Source organism: Peribacillus sp. BM1, assembly GCF_056679975.1.
Window position 1 is genome coordinate 2,738,049 of sequence record NZ_CM155259.1, and the last position, 20,343, is coordinate 2,758,391.

At 36.6% G+C, this 20,343-nt stretch carries 24 protein-coding genes and 1 pseudogene; 18 read left to right on the forward strand and 7 right to left on the reverse strand.

The features are described 5' to 3' along the window. The first annotated feature begins 16 nt into the window (after positions 1-16). The 13 genes from AC1MGI_RS13170 to AC1MGI_RS13230 all read left to right on the forward strand — a co-directional run bounded on the left by AC1MGI_RS13170 (position 17) and on the right by AC1MGI_RS13230 (position 11,568). Positions 17-373, forward strand: a complete 357-nt coding sequence (locus AC1MGI_RS13170; RefSeq protein WP_480345648.1) for an HK97 gp10 family phage protein — start codon at positions 17-19, stop codon at positions 371-373. Next, positions 370-684 carry a hypothetical protein gene (locus tag AC1MGI_RS13175; RefSeq protein ID WP_480345649.1) on the forward strand — a complete coding sequence of 105 codons (315 nt, stop codon included), beginning with the start codon at positions 370-372 and terminating at the stop codon, positions 682-684. Before AC1MGI_RS13170 ends, AC1MGI_RS13175 begins: the two co-directional genes overlap by 4 nt. Before the next feature lies 1 nt (position 685). After that, positions 686-1,258, forward strand: a complete 573-nt coding sequence (locus tag AC1MGI_RS13180; RefSeq protein ID WP_480345650.1) for a major tail protein — start codon at positions 686-688, stop codon at positions 1,256-1,258. Between the two features lie 12 nt (positions 1,259-1,270). Continuing rightward, positions 1,271-1,618: a hypothetical protein gene (locus tag AC1MGI_RS13185; protein WP_480345651.1), complete on the forward strand. Its 348-nt coding sequence runs from the start codon at positions 1,271-1,273 to the stop codon at positions 1,616-1,618. 221 nt (positions 1,619-1,839) lie between these two features. Continuing rightward, positions 1,840-5,112: a phage tail protein gene (locus tag AC1MGI_RS13190; protein WP_480345652.1), complete on the forward strand. Its 3,273-nt coding sequence runs from the start codon at positions 1,840-1,842 to the stop codon at positions 5,110-5,112. 12 nt (positions 5,113-5,124) lie between these two features. Then, positions 5,125-6,018, forward strand: a complete 894-nt coding sequence (locus AC1MGI_RS13195) for a phage tail family protein (RefSeq protein WP_480345653.1) — start codon at positions 5,125-5,127, stop codon at positions 6,016-6,018. 3 nt (positions 6,019-6,021) lie between these two features. Further along, positions 6,022-7,128: a siphovirus ReqiPepy6 Gp37-like family protein gene (locus AC1MGI_RS13200; protein WP_480345654.1), complete on the forward strand. Its 1,107-nt coding sequence runs from the start codon at positions 6,022-6,024 to the stop codon at positions 7,126-7,128. Beyond that, a complete protein-coding gene (locus AC1MGI_RS13205) occupies positions 7,128-8,234 on the forward strand; it encodes a hypothetical protein (protein ID WP_480345655.1) in 1,107 nt (368 codons plus the stop codon). The genes AC1MGI_RS13200 and AC1MGI_RS13205 overlap by 1 nt, the downstream gene beginning before the upstream one ends. A gap of 2 nt (positions 8,235-8,236) precedes the next feature. Beyond that, positions 8,237-9,598 carry a hypothetical protein gene (locus AC1MGI_RS13210; RefSeq protein ID WP_480345656.1) on the forward strand — a complete coding sequence of 454 codons (1,362 nt, stop codon included), beginning with the start codon at positions 8,237-8,239 and terminating at the stop codon, positions 9,596-9,598. A 19-nt stretch (positions 9,599-9,617) separates the two neighbouring features. Further along, the gene (locus AC1MGI_RS13215) at positions 9,618-9,935 is read left to right on the forward strand and encodes a hypothetical protein (protein WP_480345657.1); all 318 of its coding nucleotides are present in this window, start codon (positions 9,618-9,620) and stop codon (positions 9,933-9,935) included. Further along, a complete protein-coding gene (locus tag AC1MGI_RS13220) occupies positions 9,935-10,072 on the forward strand; it encodes a hypothetical protein (protein WP_480345658.1) in 138 nt (45 codons plus the stop codon). Before AC1MGI_RS13215 ends, AC1MGI_RS13220 begins: the two co-directional genes overlap by 1 nt. A gap of 155 nt (positions 10,073-10,227) precedes the next feature. Next, on the forward strand, positions 10,228-10,764 hold the full coding sequence (locus tag AC1MGI_RS13225; RefSeq protein WP_480345659.1) for a phage holin family protein: 537 nt from the start codon (positions 10,228-10,230) through the stop codon (positions 10,762-10,764). Between the two features lie 57 nt (positions 10,765-10,821). Further along, positions 10,822-11,568, forward strand: coding sequence for an N-acetylmuramoyl-L-alanine amidase family protein (locus tag AC1MGI_RS13230; protein WP_480345660.1), 747 nt, complete (start codon positions 10,822-10,824; stop codon positions 11,566-11,568). A 79-nt stretch (positions 11,569-11,647) separates the two neighbouring features. Here the strand turns inward: AC1MGI_RS13230 and AC1MGI_RS13235 are convergent, their stop codons facing one another. Further along, positions 11,648-11,932 carry a hypothetical protein gene (locus tag AC1MGI_RS13235; protein WP_480345661.1) on the reverse strand — a complete coding sequence of 95 codons (285 nt, stop codon included), beginning with the start codon at positions 11,930-11,932 and terminating at the stop codon, positions 11,648-11,650. A gap of 156 nt (positions 11,933-12,088) precedes the next feature. Between AC1MGI_RS13235 and AC1MGI_RS13240 the strand changes: the two genes are divergently transcribed. After that, positions 12,089-12,658, forward strand: coding sequence for a hypothetical protein (locus tag AC1MGI_RS13240; RefSeq protein ID WP_480345662.1), 570 nt, complete (start codon positions 12,089-12,091; stop codon positions 12,656-12,658). A 139-nt stretch (positions 12,659-12,797) separates the two neighbouring features. Here AC1MGI_RS13240 and AC1MGI_RS13245 read toward each other — a convergent pair whose 3' ends face one another. The 4 genes from AC1MGI_RS13245 to AC1MGI_RS13260 all read right to left on the reverse strand — a co-directional run bounded on the left by AC1MGI_RS13245 (position 12,798) and on the right by AC1MGI_RS13260 (position 14,525). After that, complete coding sequence (locus AC1MGI_RS13245) at positions 12,798-13,004, reverse strand: hypothetical protein (protein WP_480345663.1); 207 nt, start codon at positions 13,002-13,004, stop codon at positions 12,798-12,800. A gap of 19 nt (positions 13,005-13,023) precedes the next feature. Then, positions 13,024-13,791, reverse strand: a complete 768-nt coding sequence (locus AC1MGI_RS13250; protein WP_480345664.1) for a hypothetical protein — start codon at positions 13,789-13,791, stop codon at positions 13,024-13,026. Positions 13,792-13,909: 118 nt separating this feature from the next. Next, a complete protein-coding gene (locus AC1MGI_RS13255; RefSeq protein WP_480345665.1) occupies positions 13,910-14,272 on the reverse strand; it encodes a YhjD family protein in 363 nt (120 codons plus the stop codon). After that, positions 14,265-14,525: a YolD-like family protein gene (locus AC1MGI_RS13260; protein WP_480345666.1), complete on the reverse strand. Its 261-nt coding sequence runs from the start codon at positions 14,523-14,525 to the stop codon at positions 14,265-14,267. The genes AC1MGI_RS13255 and AC1MGI_RS13260 overlap by 8 nt, the downstream gene beginning before the upstream one ends. Positions 14,526-14,629: 104 nt before the next feature. Here AC1MGI_RS13260 and AC1MGI_RS13265 point away from each other — a divergent pair, with 104 nt between their 5' ends. The 4 genes from AC1MGI_RS13265 to AC1MGI_RS13280 all read left to right on the forward strand — a co-directional run bounded on the left by AC1MGI_RS13265 (position 14,630) and on the right by AC1MGI_RS13280 (position 17,216). Next, positions 14,630-14,854: a hypothetical protein gene (locus AC1MGI_RS13265; RefSeq protein ID WP_480345667.1), complete on the forward strand. Its 225-nt coding sequence runs from the start codon at positions 14,630-14,632 to the stop codon at positions 14,852-14,854. Beyond that, on the forward strand, positions 14,847-15,089 hold the full coding sequence (locus AC1MGI_RS13270; RefSeq protein WP_480345668.1) for a LexA family protein: 243 nt from the start codon (positions 14,847-14,849) through the stop codon (positions 15,087-15,089). The genes AC1MGI_RS13265 and AC1MGI_RS13270 overlap by 8 nt, the downstream gene beginning before the upstream one ends. A 158-nt stretch (positions 15,090-15,247) precedes the next feature. Further along, entirely contained in the window at positions 15,248-16,975 is a 1,728-nt protein-coding gene (locus AC1MGI_RS13275) for an S-layer homology domain-containing protein (RefSeq protein WP_480345669.1), read from the forward strand. Continuing rightward, positions 16,962-17,216, forward strand: coding sequence for a DUF3006 domain-containing protein (locus tag AC1MGI_RS13280; protein WP_480345670.1), 255 nt, complete (start codon positions 16,962-16,964; stop codon positions 17,214-17,216). Before AC1MGI_RS13275 ends, AC1MGI_RS13280 begins: the two co-directional genes overlap by 14 nt. 111 nt (positions 17,217-17,327) lie before the next feature. Here AC1MGI_RS13280 and AC1MGI_RS13285 read toward each other — a convergent pair whose 3' ends face one another. Then, positions 17,328-18,272: a cytosolic protein gene (locus AC1MGI_RS13285; RefSeq protein ID WP_480345671.1), complete on the reverse strand. Its 945-nt coding sequence runs from the start codon at positions 18,270-18,272 to the stop codon at positions 17,328-17,330. Positions 18,273-18,770: 498 nt separating this feature from the next. After that, positions 18,771-19,926, reverse strand: a pseudogene (locus AC1MGI_RS13290) (tyrosine-type recombinase/integrase). Positions 19,927-20,343: the final 417 nt, after the last annotated feature.

The following is a 20,343-nucleotide window of genomic DNA, read 5'->3' on the forward strand; positions in this document are numbered from 1 at the left end:
AGTGAGGTGAAAAATTGTGGCTAGTATTGATAGTCTAACAAATGAAATCGCTAGGGAATTACAGAGATATGCAAATCTAGTCCAAGAGGATGTCGAAGTCGCCAAAGAAGAGGTTGCCGGTGAACTCGTCAGTAAATTGAAGCAGACAAGCCCGAAAAAGACTGGAAAGTACAGTAAGGGTTGGAATGCTAAAAGGGTTGGAAATAAGATCATCGTCCACAATAAAACGCATTATCGATTGACTCATCTTTTGGAAAAGGGTCACGCTAAAAAAAGTGGTGGTCGTGTGCCTGCAAAGGTCCATATTAAACCTGCTGCCGATCGGGCGGTTGCTGACTACGTGGTTCGTGTTGAAAGGGCGATACGACAATGACCTTAACAGAATTGTATACACTTTTAACGGCTACTGGTTTCCCGGTGGCTTATTCTCATTTCAAAGAATCTCAAACGGCGCCTTTTATTTGTTACCTTGTGGAGGGAAACCCAAACTTCATAGCCGATAACAAGGTCTATCACAAAATATCCGATGTGACAATTGAGTTGTACACCAGCAAAAAGGATTTGGCTGCGGAAGCTGTCCTTGAATCTCTATTAGACGAACACGAAATACCCTATCAGCCGGATGAAGTTTTCATAGAATCCGAACAATTATTACAAAAAATATACGAAGTGAGGTTGATTTAAAATGCCAGAAAATAAAGTTGTATTTGGTTTAAAGAATGCACATTACGCAGTAATTACAGAAGATGTTGACGGTACTTACACATATGAAACTCCTATTAAGTATCCTGGAGCTACAAGTTTAGCGTTGGTACCAAAAGGTGAGCAAACGGACTTTTATGCAGATGATGTTTTGTACTATACAGCGTCCACAAACCAAGGATACGATACGACATTGACTGTTGCTAATGTGCCAGAAAAATTCCGTACTGATGTATTAGGTGAAGTTTTAGAAGAAACGGACAAGGTTTTAACTGAGGTTAACACAGCCAAATCAAAGAAAATTGCATTCTTGTTTGAATTCGACGGTGATGTGAAAGGAACACGCCATGTACTTTATAGCTGTTCTGTGTCTCGTCCAGGGCTTGCGGGTAACACGAAAACAACATCATCCGAGCCAGGTACAACGGAATTAACTCTTGTTGCAGGCCCGCGACCATCTGATGGGGTTGTTAAACGATCTACAGTAGCCGACACGCCTGGGGCTGTTTATGATGCGTGGTACACAAAAGTATACGAAAAAACACCAATAGTATAAGGGGATGATTGAATGGAAAAGACAATCGTAATTGACGGTAAAGAAGTTAGATTGAAGAGCACAGCTGCAACTGCACTTCGTTATAAGGCTCAATTCGGAAAAGACTTTTTTAACGAAATCCTTAATTTAGGTAAGAGGGGGAAACTTGATGGTGATTCAGGTAAGGTCGATATCGATTCAATAGAATACATCGATTTTGATCTGTTTTATAACTTTACCTGGGTCTTGGCTAAAACGGCTGATAAGGAGATTCCTGATCCACTGACTTGGCTGGATGGATTTGATCAATTTCCTCTCGTGGATGTTATCACTGAAACACAGGATCTTCTTACCCATACTATTCAAGGTAAAAAAAAATAAACAATGACAAAGGAACGAGTTCTGGAGAGCCCATCTCTACGGACACGTTCCTTGTTTTATGTAGAAAAGTAGGTCTATCACATGATGACCTTAACGATATGACAATCGGTATGTGTCTGGATTATATTGACGAGTATGTCGAAATGCAGAAGCCGGCCAAGGACAAAAAGCGTAAGGCTAGTCAGAATGACTTCGACTCCTTTTAAAAGTGAGGTGAGAATATGGCAAGTAGAATTCAAGGGATCACGATTGAAATAGGCGCGGATACGGTCGGTTTAGAGGGTGCTCTTCGAGAAGTAAATAATCGAAGTAAAGACCTCCAGAAAGAATTAAAAGACGTTGAAAGGTTGCTTAAATTCGATCCCAATAATACTGAATTATTGGCTCAAAAGCAGCAACTATTAGCTCAGAGTATTTCAACTACATCTGATAAATTAGATCAGTTAAGAGCAGCCGAGGCGCAAGTACAGGCGCAGTTTGAACGTGGTGACATTGGCGAAGAGCAATATCGCGGATTCCGCCGTGAATTACAACAGACAGAACAACAACTACAAGGATACCAACAGTCCCTATCTGACATGGACATGGAGCAGGAGAGAGTCGGTCAAGGCACTAGGCAACTAGGTGCCTTTTTTGATGCCACAGGGACATCTGTGCAAGACTATGCGAACGTCATAGGGAATCGCTTAGTAACAGCTATTAATAACGGTACAGCGACCTCCAGAGACTTAGAATATGCATTTCAACGAATTGGAAGGCAAGCGATTGGGTCGGGCGGAGACATTGAGCGTTTACGGTCCACACTCACCTCTGTGGATGATGGAAATTCGATTCAGAACATTAGGCGTGACCTTCAACAATTACAAGAAGAGGCAGGTCGAGCAGAAGAATCAGTCAACGATTTAGGAGGGAGCATCGAGGGAGTGGCAGGAGCTCTCATTGCTGGTGGTGGTCTTGCAGGAGCGATCCAACAAGCATTGGATATTTCAAGTTTGGATACAAAAATAGAAATTTCCATGGATGTTCCTCCAGAATCGATTGCCTCTGTGAAAGAAGCCGTCAGACAAGTTGAAGCATATGGGGTAGACTGTGAGGCAGCGCTTGAAGGAGTAAGGAGGCAATGGGCTTTAAATAAGGACGCTACCGATGAACAAAACGCAGCATTAGTAAAAATGGCCGGGACAGTTGCAGCTTCATTTGCGGGTGTGGATTTTAATGAATTAATCCAAGAAACAAATGAAATTGCTTCTGCAATCGGAGTTACTAATGAGGAAGCCATCGCTCTTACTAATGCGCTTTTAAAAGCAGGTTTCCCACCTGAACAGTTAGACACGATTAGTGAGTATGGGACACAAATGCAATTGGCTGGATTCAGCGCAAAAGAAATTCAAGCCATATTTGCTGCTGGTATCGATACGAAAACTTGGAATATCGATAACCTTAATGATGGTGTAAAAGAAGCTCGTTTAACGATGGCGGGTTTCGGTTCTGGAATGAACGATGAATTAAAAGGTATGGTCAAAGAAACGGGCATTTCAGCAAACAAATTCCAAGATTGGGGAAAGGCTGTAGCTGCAGGTGGTGACGAGGGATCCAAAGCGATGGGGGAAGTTGCTACTTGGCTGGACGGAATTGACAACAAAACCCTTCAAAACGATTTAGCCACAAAAGTTTTCGGTACCAAATGGGAAGACCAAGGTCCAAATATGATTGCTGTATATCAAGATGTAGCGGGTGCTGTTGATAAAACTACAGAAAATACGAGCGACTTACAATCGCAAATGGATACATTGAATGCTGATCCGGCTGTTCAGTTAAATAAAGCATTTTCAGATTTAAAAACAGCTCTCGAACCGGTTTTAGCTGTAATTGCTGATGTTATTTCTAAAGTGGCTACTTGGGTATCTGAAAATCCTCAATTAGCTGCCACGATCACAGCAATTGTTACAGCAATAGGCATATTAGTAGGTACAATCATGGCGTTAGCACCAATAATAACAGCCATTTCAACATTAGCTAGCGCGCTAGGGGTTAGTATCGGCGCCATCTCTGCTCCTATACTTATTGCAATAGCAGCCGTAGCCGCATTAATCGCCATTGGTGTTCTTCTTTATAAAAACTGGGGTGAAATCAGCGCCTATGCTTCAGAAGTATGGGGGTCTATAAAAGACTTCTTATCAAACGCATGGCAATCGATATCAGAAACGGCATCATCTGTTTTAGGAGGAATGGCCGAGTGGTTTTCCTCTCTATGGACTTCCATAAGCGAAAAAGCCTCTAGTGTGTGGGGCGGCATTACAGAATTCTTTTCAAGTACATGGACATCCATTACAGAAGGAGCAAGAGCAGCATGGGAAGGATTGCAGTCCATTGCCTCAACAGTGTGGAATGCAATAGTCAGCGCGGTCATTGCTATCATCACTCCATTTGTTCAAGGTGTACAAGATTTCTTTAACAATATGAAAGATGGAGTTTCTTCTATCTTCGATGGGTTAATACAGTATTTCACAAGCGCATGGGAGCTTATTAAAAATATTTTTATAGGCGCTCTTTTATTACTGGTTGATCTAATCACGCTTGATTTTGAAGGAATGAAGTCGCATGCGACCCAAATCTTCCAAAATATGAGCGACGCATTAAAGGGAATGTGGGAAGGGTTAAAGAAGATATTCAGTGGAGCCTTGGACGCGATTAAAGGATTTGTATCGACAGCATGGGAACATTTGAAAAATAACACCACTACCGTTTTCAATGCGGTAAAATCCTTTCTATCTGGTGTATGGGATAGTATAAAGTCTACAGCAAATACAGTTGTGGAGAGCGTAAAAAATACAGTTGTAGCAAAATTTGAAGCGTTAAAAGCATCTATATCGGAAAAAATGGAAGCAGCCAAAGCTGAGATTTCAGAGATATGGAATGGGATTAAAACAAATTCAACCGAAGCTCCTGAGCAAATTAAAAATACGGTCCGAGATAAATTCCAAGCTTTAAAGGATGCAGTCCAAGAAAAGATGACAGCAGCGAAGGAAAAAATTGCGGAGATTTGGGAGCAAGCAAAGTCATTTTTAACAAATATTGATTTGAAGGAAATCGGGAAAAATATTATCCAAGGTTTAATCGACGGAATTACAAGTAAAGCTCAGGCTGTTTACGATAAATTGACTGAAATAGCTAATAGCGTTAAAGATACGTTCACAAATATTTTAGACATTAATTCTCCTTCACGAGTCTTTAAAGGATTTGGGATTAATATCAATGAGGGATTGATTCAGAGTATTCGAGAGTCCACAGCTAAATTAAAAAGCGCGATGAACAATGTCTACGGAAACCTTGCTGACAGTGCAGGGGAAATGTTGCAATCAAAAGGGAATACTTCTACAAGTCATGCGATTGATCAGTCTAAAAAGATGTACAACACCATTCATATTAGCGGAAATACTGATACATCAAGAAGTACAGAAAGAATTTTAAGAAGACTAGCTTTTGAATTCTAGGAAGGTGATCGAATGATAATTAAGAATATGACTATCACAAACAATCGTGGCGATTCGATTACATTCGGTCGCCATTTTCGTTTGCATGAAGATTTTGCCCTTAGTGGGTTATCAGCGACCGTTAACTATACAGAAACGACTGTGGACGGCTCCCATTATCAAAATACTAACTTGAATAATAAGGATTTTGAGATTCCTTTTATCATCCATAAGAGCATTAGAGATCCGTGGTGGATTGAAGAAAAACGTAATCAGGCGTATAAGGTATTTAACCCGAAAGCCAATCCTTTGCGGATAGATATTACCACAAAGGCAGGCGAAGAATATTACATTAATGCCAATTTAGAAGGTGCTCCTTCATTTCCGATCGGCTTTGAAAATGACAACCAAGTTTGGCAACGAGGACTTCTTCAGTTCTCTGCTAACGATCCGTATTTTTATTCTAAGAACGAGAAAAAAGTAGATATTGCTTTATGGGTAGGAAACTTTGAATTCCCATTAGAAATACCAGAGGATGGCATTGAAATGGGGTACAGGGCGCCATCATTGATCGTTAATGTATTTAATGATGGGCAGGAATCCACAGGGATGATGATACGCTTTAGAGCGCTTGGAACTCTCAGTACACCATCCTTAGTAAACGTTAATACCTATGACTATGAATCTTTGAAAATCAATACAACCATGCTCCCAGGTGATGTAATCGAGGTTAGTACGTATAAACGACGTAAGCGTGTGTCGCTTATAAGAAACGGTGTAAAAAGTAATATATTCAATCTATTAGACTTATCCAGTACATATTTACAGCTCGATCTAGGAGATAACCTTTTTAGATATGATGCAGTAGAAGGATTGGACAATCTCGAAGTATCCATGACATTTACACCAAGATTGTTGGGAGTGTGACAAATGGATTTGTTTGTATTTGATAGAAATCTCAATCGCCTTGGCTTAATAGATGATTTTGTCGAGATAGAGATTCAGCGGCATTACACGAAAATGGGTCAGCTTCACATGATTGTGGAAGGCAACCGAGAAACAGTTGAACTCTTACAAAAAGGACACATATTGGCCAAGGCTGATGATTTGCAACATGGTTATTTAATCCTTACACGTGATTATCGAGATGAAAAAAGCACTGAACTTGAGATCATTGCACCATCACTTAATACGCTTCTTTCTAGACGCTTGCTATATGGACAACAGTCCTTTAAAGGAAACGTTGAAAATGTCATGAAATCATTCGTTTTGGTCAATGCAGTTAACCCGTCTAACCCAAATAGAAAAATATCTAATCTCTTTATCTCTAGCAGTACAGGTATACCTATCAATACTGAAGAAGTGGGAACCGGAAATCAGCTGGATGAATTTTTATATGAGGTTGCAAACAAACATGATGTTTCTTGGTCCGTATTAATGGACGTCCACAATAAACAATTTATTCTTGACGTGTGGCAGGGAGAAGATCGGAGCGCAGAGCAGTCAGTCAATCCACATGTGATCTTTTCGAAGGATCGTGAAAATGTCTTACGCCAGCACTATACCGAATCAGATAGCGATTTTAAAAACGTTGCCGTTGTGGCAGGAGAAGGCGAAGGAGCTACAAGAACTCTCATCTCTGTAAATGATCAAATTAGCGGTTGGGATCGTGTGGAACTATTTGTGGACGCAAGAGATTTACAGAGCACCTATACCGATGATAACAATGAGGAAATTACAATTTCGTCCGTAGAATACAATCAGTTACTATCTGAGCGTGGCAAAAGCAAATTGTCAGAGTATCCTCAAATTGTCACGTTTGAGAGTGATATAGATTTTTATTCAAATGAAGTTTATGGTGTGGACTATTTTATAGGCGATAAGGTCAGTGTGAAAAATGATGACCTTGGCATTATCATGCATACCAGGATTACATCAGCTATCGAAAAAACAACTAAACAGGGAACAGCGCTGCAAGTCAATTTTGGCAGTAATATCCCTTCATTTTTAGATAAGGTAAAGAGGGCGGTGAAATAATGGCGATTACAAGTGGTCTCTTTAACAGTATTAACGGAGACAGAAAATACAACGCTCCATGGTTTGCATCATATTTCGCTACTTTTATAGGAAACGGAGTATTTCCAAACCCATCTACAGGGATGCAAATTTTAGGATACAACGGTATGCAAACAGTTATTAAAGCTGGGAAGGGATGGATTAATGGCTATTATATTGTCAATGACAGTGATTATATACTGCAGCATGATGTTGCTGATGGTGTACTTAAGCGTGTAGATCGCATTGTATTACGATTAGATTTTTCATTAAGACAAATTGCTCCCGTGGTTAAAAAAGGTACTTTTGCATCTAATCCAGTTGCACCTGCTTTACAGCGTGATGCAGACGCTTATGAGTTAGCTTTGGCTGACGTATTTATTAACAACGGCGCAATTAGCATTTCTCAAGCTAACATCACGGATACAAGACTAAATAATGATCTATGCGGAATCGTCCACGGTACAGTAAATCAAGTTGATACAACCACTATTTTTAATCAGTATCTTTCTTGGTTTAATAATTATTCGGCAAATAGATCAGCAGAATTTAATTCATGGCAGTTGCTTCAAGAACAGGATTTCAATAATTGGAGTGCGGAGAAAAGATCCGATTTTGATGCTTGGTTTGTTACAATACAAGACATTTTAAGTGGAGATGTGGCAGCCAATTTACAAAATCAGATTTCGCAATTTCAGAATCAATTGTCCGAAGTTGATCAAAAAACTACAAATGTAGAGCAAACAGTTGCTAGACATCAGGCGGATGAAGTGAAGCACATTACTGCTGTTGAAAGAACATCTTGGAATGGAAAAGAAACACCTGACGGAGCAAGAAAAAAGATTGAACAGTCATCATTTTCAAGTAATAAAAGTGGGAAAGATGCAAATGGAGTATTTACTACTGTTGAATATAAAAGAAAAAGCGATAACACCCTTGCTATCAAATCAGTATTAAGTGGTGGATCAAGCCCACAATACACAACAAGAACAATCACTTATTATGCATTAGATGGTGTAGCTATTGAAAAAATTGATACTTTCACCTTGTCTTATGATCCTGATGGTGAATTAGTAAGTGAGGTGTAAGTATGAACGATATTCGAGATCATGGCGGGATTTTTAGTGGGAAGAGAGGGTTAGAAGTAGTTGGAAGTTCTGAATCCTACTCTAAAGCAATCAAGGCTTTTTCTAAAAATACTTTAGTTAACAATAAGAAATATAATGGTTTCACAACCACCGTACGATATATAGATATGGGCATAGGTGTTGGCTATTCATTCAGCTCTAATTTTCAAATATTGTCAGTTACTGATACTTTGTTTATTGTTATTGGTGGAACTAATAACAACAGCACAAGCTACGCTTCTATATTAGAAATCATTGGTACCACTGCAACACTTATTCGTTCTTATGTTATCCCTTCATATATGTACGCAACTTTAACGCCCGATAAATCTAAACTGGCAGTTGTTATGAGGGCGCCTGTTACAAATTCCGATGCAGTTGTAATTGCCGATATTAATGTAGTAGAAAAGACGCTTACTTTAGGTAGTGTAACTGAACTTAGTACGAATTCTAGTCAAGATTATTCTATTACAATGTTAGATAACACATATGGAATTTGCGCTTATCATAGGTCTAGTCAAACTTATGCAACGTTGTTTAATGTTAGCGGTAGAGCTGTTACGCCGAGTACGGAGTTGCGAGTTTCTAGTAACGTTTCTGCTAATGGTGTGGCTCTACAATCAGTAGATAGTAATACCGCCATACTTATTACAAGATCTCAAAATGCAGATCCATCCTATTACTATATGCTCAAAAGAAACGGAACGATATTGAATAAATCAATTGAATATAGCTATACGTACAGTAACTCTTCATATCCCATCAAATCTACTAGTGACCTAAGAATCATTGATGAAGATGAAACCTACTATACTGTGAAAATGGTAACTCTTGGGGGGTATTATTCCCCTACTCATAAGTTTAGAGTTCCGAAGTCTATAAATGACCTAACTCTAACAAGACTTGATACACGCATCTATTCGGATCTAGCATCTGACCTTGATGGAGACATTAAGTTTATGCTTGACTCAAATGACGTACATCGTAGTTTTATCGATGGAACAAGTAGCACCTACCTTAAAACCGCCGTATGGGGGACATCAGATGCAATTACAGGAACATTGAAATATACTGAACAACTAAGTAGTATATCGTCTGGTGCAGTATCTTATCCTACAAGTTGCGTTGTTTCTTATGATGATATGCCAAGAATTGTATTAAGTTCCAAAACAAATTATTCTACACCTATGGCAATCATAATTCATGATTATGTACACCAAGTTGATACTTTTAATCCAGGCGACACAGCGGGAAAGAATTTCCCTGCTGTCACTCAAGAAAATGTGGCAACAAATGGTAAAGTGAAAATAACGACACTACTCTAATAACAAGGAGGAAAATATTATGAAACTAATAACAAGAAAAAATGATAATGCAATTGTAATGGCTTGTTCTTTAGGTGCGATAGATAATCCACGTAATTTGATTGAAGTGGAACCTGACACTTTTCTTTCACCTGCGGATGATTACAATATTTATGATGTAGCGAATGATTTTAATTTCGAAATCCTTAAACAATGCTACGACGGAAACAGCTTAACAACGAATGAAAACTACATTGAACCACCACTTACACCTGAAGAAGAGCTCCAACAGCTAAAAGAAAAACAGAATTTAATGCAACGAGCACTAGATGATTTAATCCTAGGAGGTGCACTATAATGGCTGGCTACATGGCGCAAAGAATTATAGACGAAGCCTACACATACGAATATGTTTTGTCGAAACGACTAGATCTTAAAGAAGGCATAGACACTTATTTAATTTCTAAGAAACGACAAGATTTAATCGTTGCTTAAAGTCACATCAGGAAGATTAAGTGCAGTAAACCAAACACCCATTGAGGTGTATTTTTTATGCAAAAACAACCTAGACATACACAAAAACAAAAAGAGAAAATGTCCAATTTTACTGGATCAAGTTAAGGGGGATCAGTGGAAGAGGAGGAATGAAGGTGAAGAGATTGGAAATAGCAGGAGTAAAAGGCATTAGTTCGCTTGTAGTGAGCTTTTTAGCTTATATATTAGGAATTATTGACGAGTGGGTAATTGTACTCGTCTTTTTTATGCTCCTAGACATGGCAACAGGTTTGCTCAGAAGCTTTGTCACCAAGTCTTGGAATAGCACAGTTGGTATGTCTGGAGTCATAAAAAAGGTAGCAGTCATCGTGTTAATCGGAATGGCTGGCGGTGTTGAATACATTGTACATGTAGCTGGGCAGGATTCGAAGGGGCTAATCATTATTGGTGTAACCTCATTTTTCATTGTGAATGAGGGAATATCTATCTTAGAAAATGGTGCTCAACTTGGTTTACCTATACCACCAATTCTATATAACGCATTAGAGAAATTAAATAAGGAACCTATCGGTAAAGAGCATTTTTTAGAGCGTAATCCTCAATTGAAAGTGCTTGATAAAGCTGAATTGATTAAGGAAGTAGCAGTGCTTCAAAAGGAAATCAAAGTAGAGAAAAGCGAAAACGTTAAATAAGGCTGTCCACACGGATGGCTTTTTTTGTTCATATAAATAAAATATGAGGTGATTATTATGGTGAAAATTATTATTGACTCAGGACACGGAGGAAAAGATCCTGGGGCAGTCGGAAATGGCTTACAAGAGAAAAATATTACATTGGATATCTCAAAAGAAATGAAAAGATACCTTGATGCAAATTATACAAGGCATGAAACCTCACTTACACGGACCATAGATATTTTTTTAGAACTATCTGAACGAACTGATATTGCCAATAGATCCAATGCTGATGTATTTATCTCAAATCATGTGAATGCTGGTGGCGGGACGGGCTATGAGTCCTATATCTATACTAAGCCAAGTGCTGGTTCAGTGAAATTACAAGAGAGCATTAACGCTGAGGCTCTTGCCACTGCTAAAAAATATGGATTAGGCCCACATGGTGACGACAAGAAACAAGGTAATCTTGCTGTAGTTCGTCAAACTAATATGCCTGCCGTATTAACTGAAATTGCTTATATTGACTCAAAAGATGCAGACTTGCTAAAGAATAATAATTTTATTAAGGATATGGCTGCATCGTATGCAAGAGGTGTTGCGAAATATTTGAATTTACCAGAAAAGAAGGTGGAAGTGATAATGGAACAAAAAACACCAGAACAAATTGTTTACGAAAAGGAAATGGTCGACTCAATTGATTTTTTAAAGTGGAAAAAAGTCATTACTGAAGATCGTAGAAATGAAAATTTAACTCGAGGCCAAATGTTCCTTATGCTTTACCGATTTTATCAGAATGTGATCAAGCCTTTGGAAAAATAATCAAACATTATGTTTGTTCATATAGTTAAAAGGGGAAATATAATAATGTTCCCCCCTGAGATTTACGTATAAAAGGCCCTTATTCTATACGAATAGGGGCGCTTCTTTTATCACTGTTAGAGTTTCGCAATCTCCACAGCGCCATTTTCTTTGCCTCTTCTATTGTACTTCCGTAAGCATTGTAAACAATCACTCTTCCGTTCGAAGCCGACACATTATAATAATCTCCGAAATCATAGACAGTAAATTTTATTTTCCCCCTGCGATAGTACCAAAACCAATCCCAAAAATGAATTACGTACCCATACCAAACGCATTCCCATAAATAATACAAATGTTCTCCGATCTTATCCAACTTATCCATTTAATCACTCCTATATAAATAGTTAGAAGCCTACACCATTTATATTTGACGAATAGGATAAAAGTCCTTGTAAAGGTTTTGTAAAATAAAAACCCTTCCCGTTTGAGAGGAGCTGTTATAATATGGAACTATAACATTTTCCGTCGGGGGGATTTGGTGAATAGTTTGGAGACAAAAAGGAAATCTAATTTATCAATAATTATTTTAATCATTACTATTTTAGTTTTGCTATCAAGTAATATTTTTACGGTTTTTCTTTTAATGCAAACGAAAGATTCTTTAAGTGACAAAAGTCTTTTGTTAGCTGAAACAAAAGGTAATTTTGAAATGGTCACAAAAGATTCCAAAGAATTAGATGAAGTTAAAAGTAAATACGAGTCATTACAAAAAGAGAATGCCGAGAAAACAGAAGAAATTAATTCTCTTACATCGGATATTACAACTTTGAATGAACGTATTTATCAAACGCAATCTGACTTTGTTTCAGAAAATACAGAGCCAATACATATCGAGCAATCACAGAGCGTTAAACCGAAAGCTCAAGGTGATTCTCCAACCTCGTTTTCAGAAGGTAGTTCTAAAGACCATGTTAAAAAACTCATGGGATCACCAGACAGTGTAATATTGGATTCATGGTGGTATGGTAAACAATCTTGGATTAAGTTCGATGATAACGATTTAGTTAGTTCTTGGTACGATGGAGAGGGTATTTTGAAAACAAAATAACAAAGTTAAAGCCCTTCTCTTAATTGAGAGGGGCGAATTCTTTTGTATAAAGTTAATATGGTTGGTAATGATAATATCGTACCTGTCAGTACAAAACAAAATTCAGGCAAACAAGAAGCCCTTCTCTAATTGAGAGGGGCTATATTGTAATTAACTCTCTACTATATTGTTCTTTTGCTTCTTTTATACGATACTCTTTTAATTTTTCTTCATACTTTTGTTTTTCTTCAATATCTTTTATATTGTCAATAATTGCGTCATACTGACTTTTAGTAAGAGTCCCTTTGTCTAAAGAAGCTCGAGCAATTGTTTTTTTAAATTTTAAATTTTCGTTTTGATTCATCATAAATTTCACTTCCTTAACTCTATTCTACTTCAGATGCTACTTGATTAATAGTAGCTATTGCCATCCTATTCATGTAATCGTTGAAAATCCCTTCAATGACAACTGAATATAATTCACCTATTAACATAGCGTTTTCTTCCATCGGTTCTTTTGCGTCAATTGTTATTACTCCCCAAGACCCAACAGGAATGCAAATCAAAGCTTTGTAGGAACCTGAAGAAGCAGCGGATGACCAATCGCTGTCAGTCGTAACGTCAGGCATATTAATTAATTGTTTTTTTCTAAAGCATCTCCCAGCAATCGAGTTATTAATATCCAAAACCCTGTTATCAATATAACTTTCGGAAAAACCAGCGCTCCCGTTTGATAAATATAATACCCCTCGATCATGTTCTTCAAGCCAAAAACCACAACGATGTCTCTCTCCACCATATGCTTTTACATCAGAAGCTAGTCCTTCGATAACTCTTTGTATCAAAAAAAAGTGTGAAGGATTCTCTAATGATGATAATTCATTTAAGGAATTAAAAAAAGTTCTTGAGTTTAATAGGACTGTTTGGAGTTGAGCCATGCTACTTGCATACCTTGTGTTATCAATTAGAATTTTTCTATTTTCTTCTTGAAGAAGTATGACCCTGTTTTCTTGACCCGCCGCATCAGAAAATCTTTTGGCGCCTAATCCCAAAAAATAAGTGATTACACCTAATAAAACAAGAAAAACCAAAGATGAAACTAAAAAGGCCCAATCCGGAAGCCGTTTAAACCATTCGACTATTACTGTTTCCATTGCATCTACTGCCTTCTGATTAAAATTTATTAGTTTAAGAATTCTATATTATTAATTAAACTCCTTCTTTTGGATAAAAATTATAGAACCAAAGCCCCGACTCTTTATGAGTAGGGGATTATTCGTTTGAACCTTTATGTAAATAAAACCTCAGCAATTCCTCACACTTATTCCGTAACCGTGGATTGAAATAGTTATGATGTTCTTCGAAGTCTTTGTATATAAATGAGTACATCGTGAAATCAGCATCTCTTTTAATTTCTTCTAGTTTAATTTTTTCCTTATGTAAATGGTCCTTGGCAATTTTTAAATCCTTCCGTACAGTCATAATTGCATTCTCAACTATATCCACATAGGGGGACTTTATTTTAAAAGATCCTTGTTCAATCAAAATTTTATCTCGTTCCAGTATTTTAAGCAGCATCGGTAAATACAAAGCTGTTTCTATAATCTCTCTGTCGTTCTCAGGAATCCTAGTCATGGTTATACCTTTCTACAGCTACTACACAATCGAGATCAATCCTAATATCCCCACTTAATAAATCCAGTATTAAATACTTCATTTGCTTATCCACTTTGGCCACAATACCTATATTATTGACTAGTTTATCTGCCTTCCAGAAGGTGATACGAACTGGCAACGTGTAGTTGAGTGACTCCATCACTGCAATCCCAATTTGTTTGAATACTTGCTCGTCTAATGCCGTCTTCTTTAAAAGTTCACTTCTTATCAAATAATCATCTCCTTTTTTATTATTATATACAAACGAATGTTCGAAAACAACTTGAAATCGAACTAACGTTCGTATAAAATGATGGTAATAAAGGAGCTGGTAAAATGTTGGGATTATTCATTGCATCACTTGAAAAGCAAATACCCGTTGAAATTATGTATATGAATAATAAAGGAATCGTTACAGACCGGTTGATCATTGTGAAGGGGATTGAGGAGAAATTTATCCGTGCTTATTGTCTTAAGAAAAGGCAGCCAAGGATATTTATATTGACCAACATTTTATCAGCTGCTAAACCACGAATACGAAAAGGGGTAAATCATGCTTAACTTAGAACTTACAATGAGACAGAAAGAAACTCTAGAAATAATAAAAAAGCTTACGGGTAATAACGGATACCCTCCGTCAAACAGAGAAATTACTACGGAACTAGGGTTAAAGTCTCCATCAACTACACAAGCGTTTTTAGTTTCATTAAAAGAGAAAGGATATATTACATGGAAGGAAGGACAAGTAAGGACATTGAAAGTTATTAAGCAAATTGAAGAAATAGCTATTATATAATTTATGAAAAAGCCCTTACTCATTGAGTAGGGGCATTGGTTTACTTTTGATAAAATACATAACATTTCTTGTGGTGGAATGATTAAATATTTTTTACCATAAAACTGTAAACTAATGATAGAATAAGAGAGGTGAAAAATTTATTAGGAGGATTCAAAATGTACAAGAAAATAGTTTCATCATTTTTTATTTTAATTCTTTTATTCTCGTTACTTCCCAAAGCAGGGGTTGAGGCAGCGAGTTTTAAAGATGTAACTACTTACAAAGACGAAATTGAATATTTGACTTCTAAAGGAATTATTAAAGGGTATGATGGTGGATATTTCAAACCAAATGATGCCATAAAAAGACTTCAAGCAGTTCAAATGATATTAAGAGAAAAGGGTATTACTAATTTCGATGCTCCAAACCCTGGATTTATTGATGTGAAATCCGGAGATTATGGATATGGAGAAATTGCTAAAGCAGTACAGTTAGGTATTATCAGTGGTAAAACTAATTCTAAAGGACAAAAATACTTTGATCCATTCGCACCCTTGACCCGTGGGCAAATGGCGAAGATATTTACACTTGCTTATAACCTTAAAGGTAGTTATCCAGCTGACTTTAAAGATATTAATAAGAGTAGTGAGACATATGGTTATGTGTCTTCCTTAGCAGCTAATGGTATTACTACAGGTTATGAGGACGGAACTTTTAAGCCTAATGTACAATTAAGCCGTCAACATTTTTCTGCGTTTATGGCTCGATATCTTGATGACAAATTTAAGCCAGCTAAAGAAATGTTTACTCATTTCATTGATGTTGGACAAGGAGATTCTATCTTAGTTCAGACCCCTAATGGAAAGACAATTTTAATTGATGGTGGGAAGCGTTCCGCGGGGGACAAGGTTGTGGCTTATCTTAAGAAAGCGGGAGTTACTTCTATTGATGTTTTAGTAGCTACACACCCAGACGCGGATCATATTGGTGGATTGATTAGTGTGTTAGAGTCAATTCCAGTGAAAAAGGTATTAGATAGTGGAAAAGCTCATACTACTGATACTTATTACGAGTATTTAAGTTTGATTGATACTAAAAATATTTCTTTTGAAGTACCAACAACGGGACAAAATCTTGCCATCGATTCTTCTGTAAAAGTACAGGTTCTTAATTCAGGAGATCAGAATGCAAGTGATAATAACGATAACTCAATTGTTCTTAAATTAACTTATGGCGGTATTAGTTTCCTTTTGACAGGAGATGCTGGGATTGATATCGAAAATAAAATGATTTCGAAATTTGATCTAAAGAGTACGATTTTAAAGGCTGGACATCATGGAGCGAAAACAAGTACATCACAAGCATTTGTAAATGCTGTTAAGCCAGAAGTGACAATATTATCTTATGGAAAAGATAATTCTTATGGTCATCCTGTTAGTGAAGTGGTTAGTCGGTTGAAGGCTGCAGGTTCGAAGTTATATTCTACTGCTGAATCTGGTGACATTGTTGTGAAAACGGATGGAAAAGGTTACACCGTATTTTCTACACCATGGAAGGGCACTGAGCCTGTTCCAACACCAACACCAACACCTACTCCAAAAGTTAATGTAAGCATAACAAATGTTGACGAGGCTAAAGAAATTGTAACCATTAAAAATAATGGAACATCAGATGTAAATATGACTGGTTGGAAATTAGTAAGTGTTGAAGGGAACCAAACTTACACTTTTCCAAGTGGGTTTGTTTTAAAAGCTGGTAAAACAGTCACTGTTACTTCCGGTCCTAACGCAGTTGATAATCCTCCAACATATTTAAAATGGACTACTGCAAATATATGGCTTAATAGTGGAGATCCAGCTGAATTATATAATGCTGAAGGTGGGAAAGTGAGTGAAATGCGCTAAGTATGTAATTGATCGTTTTGAAGATGATTTTGCAATTTTGCTTTTAAAAGAAAATGAATCGATTCAAATTGATGTTTCTAAAGATCAACTACCCGCAACAATAAAAGAGGGAGATATTTTAGAACTTCAATTAAGCGCTGAGAACGGGATAATTAACGTTCGTTTACTTAAAGAAGAAACCAACGTTGCCAAAAAAAGAGCTGAAGACCTTCTTCAAAAAATTTTAAATAAGAATAATTAATCCAAGTCCTTCTCTTAAACGAGAGGGGCTTTATTCAACGCGCCTTTCTGTAAATACTCACTAGAAAGGCAGTTGTTGTAAACATAGAATTAGCCCTCAATAAAATCCATATCAAAATAAAGGATTACTAATTGAATCTTCTTCTAACCAATTCCATAGTGGCACTTCTTTAATAGGTGCTAGTGAAAGTGCAGGTGTTTCTGCTTTAACAGAACACTTAATAAGATCTGTATACATCTTCGTAAACATAGCAGGAATAGTTTCTTCCACAGTGCCACCACAAGCTAAGAATCTATCAATTTTAGATATAGCTTTAAAAGCTAGGTTTAAATAAGCCTTTGTAGCGTTTGATCCTAAGCGTAATCCTAAAACAGCAGCGTTACTTTTTAATTCAACGTGATAATTATTTGCATTGATTGCGTCATATAACATTTTTTGAAATGGATTCACATAGTATTGTGTAAGGTCTTTTTCAGTTTCTTTAGAAGCAGATTTTAATTCAGATTCTACAGAATCCTGTATAATATCTCTTTCTTGTTTAGAGATAATAGAGTTATTATAGTTAGAATCCGTTTTTCCGACTTCCACACTTACAGCCACAAGGGATTCAGAGTTTTCCTGTTCTGCAACTTGTTCTGCAATCTGTTCTGCATTTATATAAAAAACATCTTTCATAATCGCCTTAAAGTTATCATGTGATTTCAAAACAAAGACGTATTTATTCTTTCCGTCTGCTAATCCACCCACAAGGACTTCACCTGTTATTTTAAGCGCGCTAACAGCAGCATTCACAGTTCTAACAGAACAATCTGCTTTATCAGCTAAAGTAGTAGCAGAAATTTTACAAATGCCATTCCCAGATAATAAATAAATGATGTGGTCCATAACATCTTTTCTTTTTGAACGATTAGGAAATAAGCCTTCAAAGCTTTCTCCAGCTGCTGTTACATATTTCTCTATATATTCGATAATAGTATTTTTTTTGATAGATGATAACCCATTACCAGTCATGTATTTCTGTACATCTTTATTATAGGCTGTGTAGAGTTTCTTCATTTCAATTGTCTCCATATCGGAAAACAAAAAGCAACGGCCTGTGCAAGCAAACCGTTGCATGATCCTCATACGTAATGATAAAATATAAATATACGTAAGAGAGTATCGCAAGTGTTTGCCTAGTCGTGTTAGGCGGACGGTATAAGAGTGTTGGTCGCACTACTTATACACGCGGTGCTCTTTTGTTTTGCAGTTTTTAACTGCCCGATACTAGCCCGATAACTGCCCGATTTCACAAAATTTATTTTGATTTTTTTTGATGAATTGAATTTTGTAAAAGTTGATAAATCGGTATTTATCGGTTAATTTCATTTGATTAAATGGCATAGAGTATGTTTAGAACGCAAGTTCACCCATGGGAACGTGAGCAATATATGAACATGTATTAAATCGTGGGAAGCCTTGACACATCTAGTGTTGAGGCTTTTTTGTTTTGGGCAGATTGCGCTTTTTCCATCGGCGTTTTAGCAATTGCCCAAGGATTGCCCAAAGAATAAATTATTCAAGGACAATTTTCATATGTTCTTCGAATTCGTTCATTTGGTCTTGATCGATTTTTTTACTGATGTGCGAATAAACATCAGAGGTTATTTGCATACTGCCATGTCCTAAACGTTCTTGTAAATATTTCATACTCACATCGGCTTCCAATTGTAAAACGGCATGTGTGTGTCTTAAAGAGTAAATAGGAAGTTTAGGCAAATTAGCTTTTTTTAAGATTCTAGCGAACGAATTAAAAAGACTTGACTTAGGCATATAGTTTCCATCGTTTCTGCAAAAAACTAAATTTAATTCAAAATGATAATTATTATTTAATGCGGTTTTATTTTGATTTTGATATTTTGGATGAAACCTCAGATCATTAGCAAGTCCCTGGCTAATTGTGATGATGCGTCTCGATATATGTTTTTGTATCACCAAACATCGTATCTGGATCACCTTTAGGTGCTTCTTTAAAATCAAGAGACTTATTAATGTTTATAGCGTTATTTTGGAAATCAACATCTGTCCACTGAAGTGCAGCTGTTTCACCTTTACGCATTCCTGTTTCAATAAGAGTTTTATAAAAAATCCAATAAATATAATCATATTTATAAGCTTCTCTTAGGAAATCTGATATGTGCTCCGATTCAATGAACTTAATTTCTTGGTCTTTCTGCTCGTCCTTAATCGTAACGCCAGCGCAAGGATTCTTTTCTACCTTTTGTAAGGTAATAGCTTTTTCAAATGCGTTATACATCGTTCCATGTATTATTTCGACAGTGCGCTTGCTATATCCTTTGCTAGTTAATTTGTTAAAAATTTTTGATACATTATAGGTTTTATATCTTTTAGCAAAATGTTTTTAAAATGTGGAATAATGTGTTTTTTTATATTCTGCTCATGCAGTTCAAGTGTGTTTTTTGCAACCGTTCCTTTTTTATATTCCTGTAGCCATGTTTCCAAATAGGACTCTAAAGACTCATCTGTTAATTCTAAACCTACTCGTAACTGCCTTTCTACTTCTTGTGCAGCTAACAGAGATTCGGGCTTACTTTCAAAATTTTTTTGATTTTTCTTTTGGCTTTCTAGTAATAGAGTCAGTATAAACAATTCGATATTCCCAGAAATAGTTCTTGTAACCTTTCTTTTTATACTTATACAAATAGATCATTCCATTACTCCTTTCTTTAAGATGTTTTAAAATCTTTAAGAATCTTTTGCTCTTCATTAATTGCAGCAATTTTGGCTTCTTGAAGGGTTTCAAATCCTCTTTTCGTTCTTGTATTCTTTTGTTTAGTAATTATCATCCATCGCAAAAGACAGCATGATAAGGCTTTTACTAAATCTGATTTCGAAAATGTAAGATATAGCCTGGTTGACTATGAGATTGGTTGGATTGCTAAGTTGCAGAGAGTTGTGGATTGAATAAAACCATATGGGGTGATCGAATGGATGCTGTTTATCAAGATGAATTGAAACGAAATTTTGTCATTGATCGATTGAAATAAATGAATATGACATATTCGTTACAAGGAGACGCTATCGACACCCTAGATTATGCAGAATTGAAATGCGAATTGGTTTTAGC

What these genes read in the sequence shown, in the direction of transcription:
- AC1MGI_RS13175 (WP_480345649.1), top strand. Translation starts at nt 370, where the DNA reads ATGACCTTAACAGAATTGTATACACTTTTAACGGCTACTGGTTTCCCG.
- AC1MGI_RS13180 (WP_480345650.1), top strand. Translation starts at nt 686, where the DNA reads ATGCCAGAAAATAAAGTTGTATTTGGTTTAAAGAATGCACATTACGCA.
- AC1MGI_RS13185 (WP_480345651.1), top strand. Translation starts at nt 1,271, where the DNA reads ATGGAAAAGACAATCGTAATTGACGGTAAAGAAGTTAGATTGAAGAGC.
- AC1MGI_RS13190 (WP_480345652.1), top strand. Translation starts at nt 1,840, where the DNA reads ATGGCAAGTAGAATTCAAGGGATCACGATTGAAATAGGCGCGGATACG.
- AC1MGI_RS13195 (WP_480345653.1), top strand. Translation starts at nt 5,125, where the DNA reads ATGATAATTAAGAATATGACTATCACAAACAATCGTGGCGATTCGATT.
- AC1MGI_RS13200 (WP_480345654.1), top strand. Translation starts at nt 6,022, where the DNA reads ATGGATTTGTTTGTATTTGATAGAAATCTCAATCGCCTTGGCTTAATA.
- AC1MGI_RS13205 (WP_480345655.1), top strand. Translation starts at nt 7,128, where the DNA reads ATGGCGATTACAAGTGGTCTCTTTAACAGTATTAACGGAGACAGAAAA.
- AC1MGI_RS13210 (WP_480345656.1), top strand. Translation starts at nt 8,237, where the DNA reads ATGAACGATATTCGAGATCATGGCGGGATTTTTAGTGGGAAGAGAGGG.
- AC1MGI_RS13215 (WP_480345657.1), top strand. Translation starts at nt 9,618, where the DNA reads ATGAAACTAATAACAAGAAAAAATGATAATGCAATTGTAATGGCTTGT.
- AC1MGI_RS13220 (WP_480345658.1), top strand. Translation starts at nt 9,935, where the DNA reads ATGGCTGGCTACATGGCGCAAAGAATTATAGACGAAGCCTACACATAC.
- AC1MGI_RS13230 (WP_480345660.1), top strand. Translation starts at nt 10,822, where the DNA reads ATGGTGAAAATTATTATTGACTCAGGACACGGAGGAAAAGATCCTGGG.
- AC1MGI_RS13235 (WP_480345661.1), bottom strand. Translation starts at nt 11,932, where the DNA reads ATGGATAAGTTGGATAAGATCGGAGAACATTTGTATTATTTATGGGAA.
- AC1MGI_RS13245 (WP_480345663.1), bottom strand. Translation starts at nt 13,004, where the DNA reads ATGATGAATCAAAACGAAAATTTAAAATTTAAAAAAACAATTGCTCGA.
- AC1MGI_RS13250 (WP_480345664.1), bottom strand. Translation starts at nt 13,791, where the DNA reads ATGGAAACAGTAATAGTCGAATGGTTTAAACGGCTTCCGGATTGGGCC.
- AC1MGI_RS13255 (WP_480345665.1), bottom strand. Translation starts at nt 14,272, where the DNA reads ATGACTAGGATTCCTGAGAACGACAGAGAGATTATAGAAACAGCTTTG.
- AC1MGI_RS13265 (WP_480345667.1), top strand. Translation starts at nt 14,630, where the DNA reads ATGTTGGGATTATTCATTGCATCACTTGAAAAGCAAATACCCGTTGAA.
- AC1MGI_RS13270 (WP_480345668.1), top strand. Translation starts at nt 14,847, where the DNA reads ATGCTTAACTTAGAACTTACAATGAGACAGAAAGAAACTCTAGAAATA.
- AC1MGI_RS13275 (WP_480345669.1), top strand. Translation starts at nt 15,248, where the DNA reads ATGTACAAGAAAATAGTTTCATCATTTTTTATTTTAATTCTTTTATTC.
- AC1MGI_RS13285 (WP_480345671.1), bottom strand. Translation starts at nt 18,272, where the DNA reads ATGAAGAAACTCTACACAGCCTATAATAAAGATGTACAGAAATACATG.